Below are 10214 nucleotides of genomic sequence, written 5' to 3' on the forward strand. Positions count from 1 at the left end.
CGGCCGCGGCGAGCGCGCAGGCGGCGACGCCGGCGGCGGTGACGGCGAGGTGGGAGCGGATCCGGCCGCGCGGGGCCACCGCCTTCTGCCACCAGCCGGGGCCGTGCAGGCGCAGCATCAGCGCGTCGTCGGCGTTACCGCGCTGGGCGCGCAGCGACACCCAGCGGTCGGCGGGGCGGACGGGATGGCGGGTGGTGCGGCGGCCCTGCCGGATGCGCCAGCCGGCGTCGAGGACGCGCAGGGCGAGGTCGGCGTCCTCGCGGAAGGCGCGCGTGAAGCGTTCGTCGAAGCCGGCGACCTGTTCGAGGGCGTCGGTGCGGTAGGCCATGTCGGCGGTGATCCAGCGGGCCCGGGCCAGTCCGGCGGTGCCCCGCTCCCAGTCGGTGGGGCGGCGCTCCCCGGGCAGCGGCACGGCGATCACGCCCTGCACGGCGCCGGTGTCGGGGCTCGCCTCGGCCAGGTCCTGCGTGAGCTGGTCGCACCAGTGCGGGCCGACCTGGACGTCGTCGTCGAGGAAGGCGACCCAGGGCGTGGTGACCGCGCGCAGCCCGGTGTTGCGGGCGGCGGCGGGGCCGCGGCCGCCGCTGGTCAGCACGGTGGTGCGGACGCGCAGCTCGCCCAGCACGCTCAGCGGGTGCTGGAGCGCGTCCGGCTCGGGCTCGGGCCGGTCGTCGACCAGGACGATCTCGTCCGGCCGCGGCCCGGTCGCGGCGGCGAGGGCGGCCAGGCAGTCGGCGAGGGTGCCCCGCGCGAGCGTGGGGACCACCACGGCGTAGGCGGGCCCGGTCCCGGTGGTGGGGCCGTCGGTGCGGGTCATGCGTACGTCCTCCCCCTGCGCACCGCGTACGGGCCGATCGCCAGCAGGTCGACGGGCGCGGAGCCGAAGCACTCCAGCGCGTCGCGCGGATCGTCGACCATGGGCCGGCCGGCGGTGTTGAGGCTGGTGTTGACGACCACGGGCAGCCCGGTGCGCTTCTCGAAGCCGCGCAGCATGCGGGCGACCAGCGGCTCCCGGCGTTCGTCGACGGTCTGGATGCGGGCGGTGCCGTCGACGTGCACCACGGCGGGGATGCGGTCCCGCCAGTCGCGGTGCACGTCGTGCACGAACAGCATGTACGGGCTCGGCATCGGCCCCTGGAACAGCTCGTGGGCGCGTTCGGCGAGCACCATGGGCGCGACCGGCCGGAACTCCTCGCGGCCCTTGACCCTGTTCAGCCGCTCCAGGTTCTCGGCGCGGCCCGGGTGGGCGAGCAGGGAGCGGTGGCCGAGGGCGCGCGGGCCGTACTCGCTGCGGCCCTGGAACCAGGCCACGACCCCGTCGCGGGCCAGTTCCTCGGCGACCGTCTCCGCGATGTCGTCGGGCCGCTCGTACGGTACGGCGGCCTCCTGAAGCCAGGCGCGCAGCTCCTCGTCGCTCCAGCCGCGGCCGAGGTCGGCGCCGGGCAGGGGCTCGGGCACACCGCCCTCGCTCGCGGCCAGGTACAGGGCGCCGCCGAGCGCGGTGCCGGCGTCTCCGGCGGCGGGCTGCACCCACACGTGACGGTACGGGCCCTTCGCGGCGACCTTCGAGTTGGCGACGCAGTTGAGGGCGACGCCGCCGGCCATGGCCAGGGCCTCGCCGCCGGCCTCGCGGTGCAGCCAGTGGACGAGTTCGAGCAGGGTCTCCTCCAGGACGGCCTGGCAGCTCGCCGCGAGGTCGGCGTGGTCCTGGGTCCACGGCTCGCCCTTGGCGCGCGGCGGGGCGAGGGCGGCCCAGTCGACGCCGTGGGCGCGGAAGCCGCCGTCGCCGGTGGCGTGGATGCAGGGGCGCAGCTGGGGCAGGAAGCGGGGCTTGCCGTAGGAGGCGAGCGCCATGACCTTGTACTCGTCGCTGCTGCGCAGGAAGCCGAGGTGTTCGGTCAGCTCCTCGTAGACCAGTCCGAGGGAGTGGGGCAGGGCCTGGGCGGCGAGTGTGTCGAGCTTGCCGTCGTGGAAGCGGCCGGCCAGGTGGGAGGCGGCCTCGCCGCGGCCGTCCAGGACGAGGACGTCGCTGTCCGGGTGCGGGGAGGCGGGCCCGGCGGAGGCGGCGTGCGCGATGTGGTGCGGCACGAAGACGACCTTGGCCGGGTCGAGGCCGGGCAGCGCCTCGGCGAGGAACTCGGGGGCGCGGCGCGCGTACTCCAGGCGCAGCGGGTCCCACGGGTCGTGCAGGCCCATGTCGGCGGCCGGGCGGGCCAGGGCCGGGTCGAAGGAGTACGTGACGGCGTCCAGCTCCTCGGGCTCGATGCCCGCGTGCTCCAGGCACCAACGGGCGGAGAGTTCCGGCAGTTCCCACGCGGAGAACGGCACCGGGCGCTTGCCGTGCTTGCGCCGGCTGAAGCGCTCCTCCTCGCCGGCCGCGACCGTCGTGCCGTCGACGACGAGGGCGGCGGCCGGGTCGTGGAACAGGGCGTTGATACCGAGGATGCGCATGGGGCGGCTCCGTCCCGTTCGTCGGATGGTTCGGCGCGTGGGGACCGTGGGGCGTTCGGGCATTCGGGCTTCTGGGTGCCGCGCCTCAGCTGTCTCAAACACGTGAAGTCAACTGGCAGCCGAAAAGGCCAAATTTTCGCATTACGTCACGCTTCGCGCACCCATGGTGAAAACACCTGGCCAGGGCTGGACAGTACGGTTCGAGATACCGCGGTCCACTGCTCCGGGAGGTCTCCCGGAGCTATGCGGCGACGGAGTGGGCGAACCATCCGATGGTGCGCTGGAGCCCCTCGGTCCAGGTCACGCGCGGCTGCCAGCCGAGCCGTTCCCGGGCCAGCCGGGTGTCGGGCCTGCGCCGCCCGGGGTCGTCGACGGGGCGGTCGACGAAGCGGATGCGGGAGGCGGAGCCGGTGAGCTCCACGATCCGGCGGGCCAGCTCCAGCATGGTGATCTCGTCGGTGCCGCCGATGTTGACCGGGCCGGTCTCCGCGGAGGCGGCCAGGGCGAGTACGCCGTCGACGGTGTCGTCGACGTAGCACAGCGAGCGGGTCTGGCTGCCGTCGCCGGCGACGGTGAGGGGCATGCCGTCCAGGGCCTGCGCGATGAAGGTGGGCACCGCGCGGCCGTCGGCGGTACGCATGCGGGGGCCGTAGGTGTTGAAGATGCGGACGATGGCGGTGTCGGTGCCGTGGACACCCCGGTGCGCGGTGACCAGGGCCTCGGCGAAGCGCTTGGACTCGTCGTAGACGCTGCGCGGGCCGACCGGGTTGACGTTGCCCCAGTAGCCCTCGTGCTGCGGGTGTTCCAGGGGGTCGCCGTAGACCTCTGAGGTGGAGGCCAGCAGGAAGCGGGCGCCGTCGGCACGGGCGCGATCCAGGGCGTTGCGGGTGCCGGTGCTGCCGACGTCCAGGGTCTGCAGCGGCAGCCGCAGGTAGTCGGCGGGCGAGGCCGGGCAGGCGAAGTGCAGGACCAGGTCGAAGCGGCCGGGCAGGCCGCGTACGGCGCCGGCGTCGGTGGCGTCGGCGCGTATGAAGCGGAAGCCGCGGTGCTGTTCGAGTTCGGCCACGTTGGCGTGGGCGCCGGTGGCCAGGTTGTCCAGGCACACGACCGCGGTGCCGGCCTTCAGCAGTCGCGCGCACAGATGGGATCCCACGAAGCCGGCTCCGCCGGTCACCAGGGCCCGGCGCCAGGTGCGTCCACTCACGGCACTCTCCTCGCTCTCGCCTTCACTTGCGTGAGGGCTTGAGTAACCCGGTGCCCGGAGGGCCACACATCGCCCGGTTCCGGCCACCCGGGAAGCCGGACCGGCCGTGGCGGGCGGTGAGCCGGGGTCAGCCGCTGTCGCCGAGACGGCGCCGGTACCGCACTCCGGGCCGCCCGTCGACGCGCAGCTCCTCCACCGCGGTGAACCCGTTGCGCCCGAGTACGGCCCGGGAGGCCGGGTTGTCGAGGGTGGTGACGGCGGTGAGCGCGGCAAGCCGGTACTCCTCGGCCGCGCGCCGGCAAACCTCCCGTACGGCGGCGGTCGCCAGCCCCCGGCCGGCGGCCCGCTCGCCGATCCGGTAGCCCAACTCGGCGCAGCCGTCCGCGATGTCGACGAGGTTGACGCGGCCCACCAGGACGCCGTGCCGGTCCAGGACGAGGTGGAACCGGCAGACGCCGGCGTCCTGCTCGGCGAGCAGGGCCCGGTGGCGGGCGGCGAACTCGGCGAAGTACGCGTCCCCGCGGTCCGGGACGGAGCGGGCGAAGTACCGCCGGTTCTCCCGCTCGAAGGCCAGCAGGGCATCCTCGTGGTCGGGGCGCAGTCGCTCCAGCGTCAGCATGGGCGAGAGGATACGGCTACTTGGGTGACTCGGTGGTGAACGTGCGGTGGAGCGGGCTCTGGTGCCTACGATCGTCTTGTGGTCAACTTCTCTCTCGAACGCACCGCGCCGCTGCCCCTCGACGAGGCGTGGCGTCGGGTCACGCGGTGGTCGCGGCACGCCGACACGGTTCCGCTGACCCGTATCACCGGGATCACGCCCACACCGACCCGGGTGGGCACGGTGTTCGTGGCCCGTTCGGGAATCGGCCCCCTCGGTTTCGACGATCCGATGGAGGTCACCGTCTGGCGTCCGCCGGCCGACGGGGAGCCGGGCCTGTGCCGACTGGAGAAGCGGGGGCGGGTGGTGCTGGGCTGGGCCGAGCTCGAGGTCCGGCCCGGGCCCGGGGGGCGTACGCGGGTGGAGTGGCGGGAGGAGCTGCGCGTCCGCTTCCTGCCCGGCCTGTTCGACGGGGTGCTGCGGCAGGGGTCGCGCGTGGTGTTCGGGCGGGCGCTGAACTACTTGCTCAGGCAGCCCTGACGCCGGGTCACGCCGTGCCCGTGAGGTGTTCCGGGCGGACCGGTGTGCGGTTCAGTTCCAGGCCCGTGGCGTCACGGATCGCCGCGAGGACGGCCGGGGTGGAGGACAGGGTGGGGGCCTCGCCGACGCCGCGCAGGCCGTACGGGGCGTGGTCGTCGGCGAGTTCGAGCACGTCGACGGGGATGGTCGGGGTGTCGAGGATCGTGGGGATCAAGTAGTCCGTGAAGGACGGGTTCCTGACCTTCGCCGTCCTCGGGTCGACGACGATCTCCTCCATGACCGCGATGCCCAGCCCCTGGGCCGTACCGCCCTGGATCTGGCCGGCGACGGACAGCGGGTTGAGCGCCTTGCCGACGTCCTGGGCGCAGGCCAGCTCGATCACCTTCACCAGGCCGAGTTCGGTGTCGACCTCGACGACGGCGCGGTGCGCGGCGAAGGAGTACTGCACATGGCCGTCGCCCTGGCCGGTACGCGGGTCGAAGGGCTCGGTCGGCCGGTGCCGCCACTCCTCCTCGACCTCGACGGCCTCGCCCCGAACCACGTCCACCAGGTCGGCGAGCACCTCACCGCCGTCGGTGACGACCTTGCCGCCCTCCAGCAGGAGTCCGGCCGTCGCCCAGGCCGGGTGACGGGAGCCGAACTTGCGGCGGCCGAGCTCCAGAACCTTCTCCCTGACCAGCTCGCAGGCGTGCTTCACGGCACCCCCGGTGACGTACGTCTGCCGGGATGCGGAGGTCGAACCGGCGCTGCCCACCCGGGTGTCCGCCGGGTGGATGGTCACCCGGGCGACGCCCAGCTCGGTGCGGGCGATCTGCGCGAGGACGGTGACACCGCCCTGGCCGACCTCCGCCATCGCGGTGTGCACGGTGGCCACCGGCTCCCCGGCCACGACCTCCATACGGACCCTCGCGGTGGAGTAGTCGTCGAAGCCCTCGGAGAAACCGACGTTCTTGATGCCGACCGCGTAGCCCACCCCGCGTACGACGCCTTCGCCGTGCGTGGTGTTGGACAGCCCGCCCGGCAGCTGCCGTACGTCCGCGCCCTCGCTGGACTCCCACTGGCGCTCCGGTGGCATCGGCATCGCCTTGACGCGGCGCAGGAGTTCGGCGACCGGCGCCGGGGAGTCGACCCGCTGCCCGGTCGGCATCACCGAGCCCTGGGACATGGCGTTCAGCCGCCGGAACTCCACCCGGTCCATGCCGACGGCGTCGGCGAGCTTGTCCATCTGCGCCTCGTAGGCGAAGCACGCCTGGACCGCGCCGAAGCCGCGCATGGCGCCGCAGGGCGGGTTGTTGGTGTAGAGGGCGAGGGCCTCGATGTCCACGTGGTCGACCTCGTACGGGCCGACGCCGAGCGAGGCGGCGTTGCCGACGACCGCGGGGGAGGCGGAGGCGTACGCGCCGCCGTCGAGCACGATCCGGGCCCTGACGTGGGTGAGCCTGCCGTCCCTGGTCGCGCCGTGCTCGTAGGACAGCGTGGCCGGGTGGCGGTGGACGTGTCCGAAGAAGGACTCGAAGCGGTTGTAGACGATCTTGACGGGCTTGCCGGTGCGCAGGGCCAGCAGGCAGGCGTGGATCTGCATCGACAGGTCCTCGCGCCCGCCGAACGCGCCGCCCACGCCGGCCAGTGTCATCCGCACCTTCTCCGGCGGCAGGCCGAGCACCGGGGCCATCTGGCGCAGGTCGCTGTGCAGCCACTGGGTGGCGATGTGGAGGTGGACGCCGCCGTCCTCCTCCGGCACGGCGAGGCCGGACTCGGGGCCGAGGAAGGCCTGGTCCTGCATGCCGAAGTGGTACTCGCCCCTGACGACGAAGTCGGCCTTCCGCGCGGCCTGTTCGGCGTTGCCGCGGATGATGGGCTGGCGGTGGAGGATGTTGGGATGGGGGACGTGGCCGATGTATCGGTCGGTGCGGTTCTCGTGGACGAGGACCGCGTCCGGGGCGGTGGCGGAGGCCTCGCCGGTGACGATCGGCAGCTCCTTGTACTCCACCTTGATCTTCGCGGCGGCGCGGCGGGCGATCTCCGGGTGGTCGGCGGCGACGATGGCGACGGGCTCGCCGTGGTGGCGGACCTTGCCGTGGGCGAGGACCGGGGTGTCCTGGATCTCCAGGCCGTAGTGCCTCACCTCGGTCGGCAGGTCGTCGTAGGTCATCACGGCGTACACGCCCGGCGTGGCGAGGGCTTCGCTCGTGTCGATGGACAGGATCTCGGCGTGCGCGACCGTGGAGCGCAGGATCTGGCCCCAGAGCATGTCCTCGTGCCACAGGTCGGAGGAGTACGCGAACTCGCCGGTGACCTTGAGGATGCCGTCCGGGCGGAGCGTGGACTCGCCGACGCCGCCCCTGGTTCGGGAACCCTGCGTGATTTTGGTGGGAACACCGGTGGGGGTACCACCCTGCCCGAACGCGGTTGAGAGCTTGGGGAAGGGCATGCTCAGCTCCCCTCGGACTGCCGGGCGGCGGCCAGGCGGACCGCGTCCATGATCTTCTCGTAGCCCGTGCAGCGGCACAGGTTGCCCGACAGGGCCTCGCGGATGTCCTCGTCGGTCGGGTCCGGGTTGCGCTCCAGCATCTCGTCGGCGGCGACCAGCAGGCCCGGGGTGCAGAAGCCGCACTGCACGGCGCCGGCGTCGATGAACGCCTGCTGGATCGGGGAGAGTTCGGTGCCCTCACCGGTCCGCGGGTCCGTTCCGCCGGTCCGCGACTCCGTTCCGCCCGCGCGCTGCCCGGCGTGGTCCGCCAGCCCCTCGACGGTCACCACCTCCCGTCCCTCGGCCTGCCCGGCCGCGACCAGGCAGGAGCACACCAGCACGCCGTCCAGGCGCACCGTGCAGGAGCCGCACTCGCCCTGCTCGCAGGCGTTCTTGGAGCCGGGCAGGCCCAGGCGCTCGCGCAGGACGTAGAGCAGGGACTCGCCCTCCCAGACGTCGTCGGCCTGCTGTGGACGTCCGTTGACGGTGAGGTTGACGCGCATCAGGCACCTCCCTTCGAGGCGTCGCGGTACGACTCCCAGGTCCAGGTGAGCGTCCGGCGGGCCATCACGCCGACCGCGTGGCGGCGGTAGCCCGCGGTGCCCCGGACGTCGTCGATCGGGTCGCAGGCGGCCGCGCACAGCTCGGCGAACCGCCGGACGACCGACGGGGTGATACCCCTTCCGCTGTCCCAGAAGCCGCCCTCCTCCAGGGCCGCGTTCAGGAACTCCTCGGCGGCCCCGGCCCGGACGGGCGTGGGGGCGGCGGAGCCGATGCCGGTGCGCACGGTGCGGGTCCCGGGGTGCAGGGCGAGGCCGAAGGCGCACACGGCGATGACCATGGCGTTGCGGGTGCCGACCTTGGAGAACTGCTGCGGTCCGTCGGCCTTCCTGATGCGGACGGCGCGGATCAGCTCGTCGGGCTGGAGGGCGTTGCGCTTGACGCCGGTGTAGAACTCGTCGATCGGGATCAGCCGCGTCCCCCGTACGGACTCGGCCTCGACCTCGGCGCCGGCCGCCAGCAGGGCGGGGTGGGCGTCGCCGGCCGGGGAGGCGGTGCCGAGGTTGCCGCCGACGCCGCCGCGGTTGCGGATCTGCGGGGAGGCCACGGTGTGCGAGGCGAGGGCGAGGCCCGGCAGCTCGGCCCGCAGGTTCTCCATGATCTTCGTGTACGGGACGGAGGCACCGAGCCGCACGTGGTCCCCTCCGGTCTCCCACTCGTGGAGCTCCGGGATACGGTTCAGGTCGAGCAGGTATGCGGGCCGGCGGTGATCGAAGTTGATCTCGACCATCACATCGGTGCCCCCCGCGATCGGCACGGCGGTGGGGTGCTCGGCCTTGGCGGCGAGCGCCTCCTCCCAGCCGGCGGGGCGAAGGAAGTCCATGACCGGCCCTCTCCTTCTTCTTCTCGCAGTGGAGTCAGTACACAGCTGCTTGCTCCCACGGAGTCAGTCACCGAAAACCCGAAGGGTTTGGCTGGCCAGGGCGGCCATCTTGTAGATTCATATGAAAGAAGGCCGTCGGCAACCCCTTGGGGTTTCCTCCGTAACAGAGGGCACGGCCCCGGTCAGTTTTCGAGTACATGGAACGGCGGCGACGAGAATGCGGCTGCGCGCACTGCTGGACACCGATGCGCTGGGCCTGAAGCTGCTCGGCGGGGAGGAGGAACTGGACCGCACCGTGCGGGGTGTCATGACCACCGACCTGCGCGATCCCAGCCGGTACCTCTCCGGCGGTGAGCTGGTGCTGTCCGGGCTCGCCTGGCGCCGGACCCCCTCCGACTCCGAGCCGTTCGTACGGATCCTGGTGCAGGCCGGGGTGGCCGCGCTGGCGGCCGGTACGGCCGAGTTCGGCTGCGTGCCCGACGACCTGGTGGTGGCCTGCGCCCGGCACCGGCTGCCGCTGTTCGCGGTGGAGGAGTCGGTGGCGTTCGCGACGGTCACCGAGCACGTCGTACGGCAGGTCTCGGGCGAGCGCGCCGGCGACCTCGCGGCCGTGGTGGAGCGGCACCGCAGGATGATGACCTCCGGTCCGGCGGGCGGCGGCCCGGACGTGGTGCTCGACCTGCTGGGGTCCGACCTGGACCTGCGGGCCTGGCTGCTCTCCCCCACCGGCCGGCTGATCGCCGGGCCCAAGGCGGCGGGCCCGGCGCTGTCCGCGGGTACGTGCGCCCGGCTCGCCGGCGAGCACCTGGCGGCCGGCCGCACCGGCCACCACGGCCCCCACCGGGTGACGTCGGCCTCGACGACGTACTCCCTGTTCCCCATCCGCAGCACCGGCCGCTCCCCGCAGGTCTCGCGGGACGTACCGGAGACGGTGCTGTCGGACTGGGTGCTGGCCGTGGAGGCGGACGCGGGCGACTGGCCGGAGCAGCGGCTGGACCTGCTCCAGGGGGTGACCCAGCTGATCGCGGTGGAGCGGGACCGCCGGGACGCGGCCCGTACGGTGCGCCGGCGGCTCGCCCAGGAGGTGCTGGAGCTGGTGCAGTCGGGCGCGCCGCCCGCCGAGGTCGCCGCGCGGCTGCGGGTCGCGGCACCGGTGCTGCTGCCCGGCCTCGGGGCGGCCCCGCACTGGCAGGTGGTGGTGGCCCGGGTCGAGTGGGACGGCGGGCGGGCCGGGGGCGGGCCGGTCGCCCAGTCGCTGCTGGAGGAGATCCTCGTCGACCCCGGCAGCACGGGTCCCGAGCCCTCCGACCGGATAGCGGTCGCCCACACCGGTGACGAGGCGGTCGCCCTGGTCCCGCTCCCGGCCGTCTCGGCGGAGCACGACGGCTCCGAGGCGGGCATTCACGCCGACGCGCTCCTGGAGGCCGTACGGGAGCCGCTGTCGGCCGGTCTGGACGGCGACGGGCGGCTCACGCTCGGCGTCAGCGCGGCCGTGCACTCGGCGGAGGGGCTGCGCGGGGCGCTGGAGGAGGCGCGGCACGCCCGGCGGGTGGCCGCGGCGCGCCCG

At 73.6% G+C, this 10214-nt stretch carries 9 protein-coding genes; 2 read left to right on the forward strand and 7 right to left on the reverse strand.

Annotated features, from left to right (window positions below):
• The 4 genes from DEP02_RS31920 to DEP02_RS31935 all read right to left on the reverse strand — a co-directional run.
• A partial coding sequence (locus tag DEP02_RS31920) for a glycosyltransferase family 2 protein (protein ID WP_112471162.1) occupies positions 1 to 817 on the reverse strand: 817 nt, incomplete at its 3' end.
• Positions 814 to 2451, reverse strand: a complete 1638-nt coding sequence (locus tag DEP02_RS31925; protein ID WP_112471163.1) for a carbamoyltransferase family protein — start codon at positions 2449 to 2451, stop codon at positions 814 to 816. The genes DEP02_RS31925 and DEP02_RS31920, both read right to left, overlap by 4 nt.
• Before the next feature lie 241 nt (positions 2452 to 2692).
• Positions 2693 to 3655 carry an NAD-dependent epimerase/dehydratase family protein gene (locus DEP02_RS31930; RefSeq protein WP_112471164.1) on the reverse strand — a complete coding sequence of 321 codons (963 nt, stop codon included), beginning with the start codon at positions 3653 to 3655 and terminating at the stop codon, positions 2693 to 2695.
• 127 nt (positions 3656 to 3782) lie between these two features.
• Positions 3783 to 4274 (reverse strand): GNAT family N-acetyltransferase, encoded by a 492-nt coding sequence (locus DEP02_RS31935; protein ID WP_112471165.1) that lies wholly within the window; start codon positions 4272 to 4274, stop codon positions 3783 to 3785.
• A 78-nt stretch (positions 4275 to 4352) separates the two neighbouring features.
• Here DEP02_RS31935 and DEP02_RS31940 point away from each other — a divergent pair, with 78 nt between their 5' ends.
• Complete coding sequence (locus tag DEP02_RS31940) at positions 4353 to 4793, forward strand: SRPBCC family protein (RefSeq protein ID WP_112471166.1); 441 nt, start codon at positions 4353 to 4355, stop codon at positions 4791 to 4793.
• 7 nt (positions 4794 to 4800) lie between these two features.
• Here the strand turns inward: DEP02_RS31940 and DEP02_RS31945 are convergent, their stop codons facing one another.
• From DEP02_RS31945 to DEP02_RS31955, 3 genes are read right to left on the reverse strand one after another with little or no spacing between them, the layout of a single operon-like run.
• Positions 4801 to 7224, reverse strand: a complete 2424-nt coding sequence (locus DEP02_RS31945; protein ID WP_112471167.1) for a xanthine dehydrogenase family protein molybdopterin-binding subunit — start codon at positions 7222 to 7224, stop codon at positions 4801 to 4803.
• Positions 7225 to 7226: 2 nt separating this feature from the next.
• Positions 7227 to 7766 (reverse strand): (2Fe-2S)-binding protein, encoded by a 540-nt coding sequence (locus DEP02_RS31950; protein ID WP_112471168.1) that lies wholly within the window; start codon positions 7764 to 7766, stop codon positions 7227 to 7229.
• Positions 7766 to 8647 carry an FAD binding domain-containing protein gene (locus DEP02_RS31955; protein ID WP_112471169.1) on the reverse strand — a complete coding sequence of 294 codons (882 nt, stop codon included), beginning with the start codon at positions 8645 to 8647 and terminating at the stop codon, positions 7766 to 7768. Before DEP02_RS31955 ends, DEP02_RS31950 begins: the two co-directional genes overlap by 1 nt.
• A gap of 217 nt (positions 8648 to 8864) precedes the next feature.
• Here DEP02_RS31955 and DEP02_RS31960 point away from each other — a divergent pair.
• The coding region (locus DEP02_RS31960) for a PucR family transcriptional regulator ligand-binding domain-containing protein (RefSeq protein ID WP_112471170.1) at positions 8865 to 10214 on the forward strand (1350 nt) is incomplete at its 3' end.

It is taken from the genome of Streptomyces triticisoli (genome assembly GCF_003270085.1).
Classification (GTDB): Bacteria; Actinomycetota; Actinomycetes; order Streptomycetales; family Streptomycetaceae; genus Streptomyces; species Streptomyces triticisoli.

Excerpts from the sequence above, each read along its gene's own strand:
- DEP02_RS31955 (WP_112471169.1), bottom strand. The coding sequence starts at position 8,647 with ATGGACTTCCTTCGCCCCGCCGGCTGGGAGGAGGCGCTCGCCGCCAAG.
- DEP02_RS31950 (WP_112471168.1), bottom strand. The coding sequence starts at position 7,766 with ATGCGCGTCAACCTCACCGTCAACGGACGTCCACAGCAGGCCGACGAC.
- DEP02_RS31935 (WP_112471165.1), bottom strand. The coding sequence starts at position 4,274 with ATGCTGACGCTGGAGCGACTGCGCCCCGACCACGAGGATGCCCTGCTG.
- DEP02_RS31925 (WP_112471163.1), bottom strand. The coding sequence starts at position 2,451 with ATGCGCATCCTCGGTATCAACGCCCTGTTCCACGACCCGGCCGCCGCC.
- DEP02_RS31945 (WP_112471167.1), bottom strand. The coding sequence starts at position 7,224 with ATGCCCTTCCCCAAGCTCTCAACCGCGTTCGGGCAGGGTGGTACCCCC.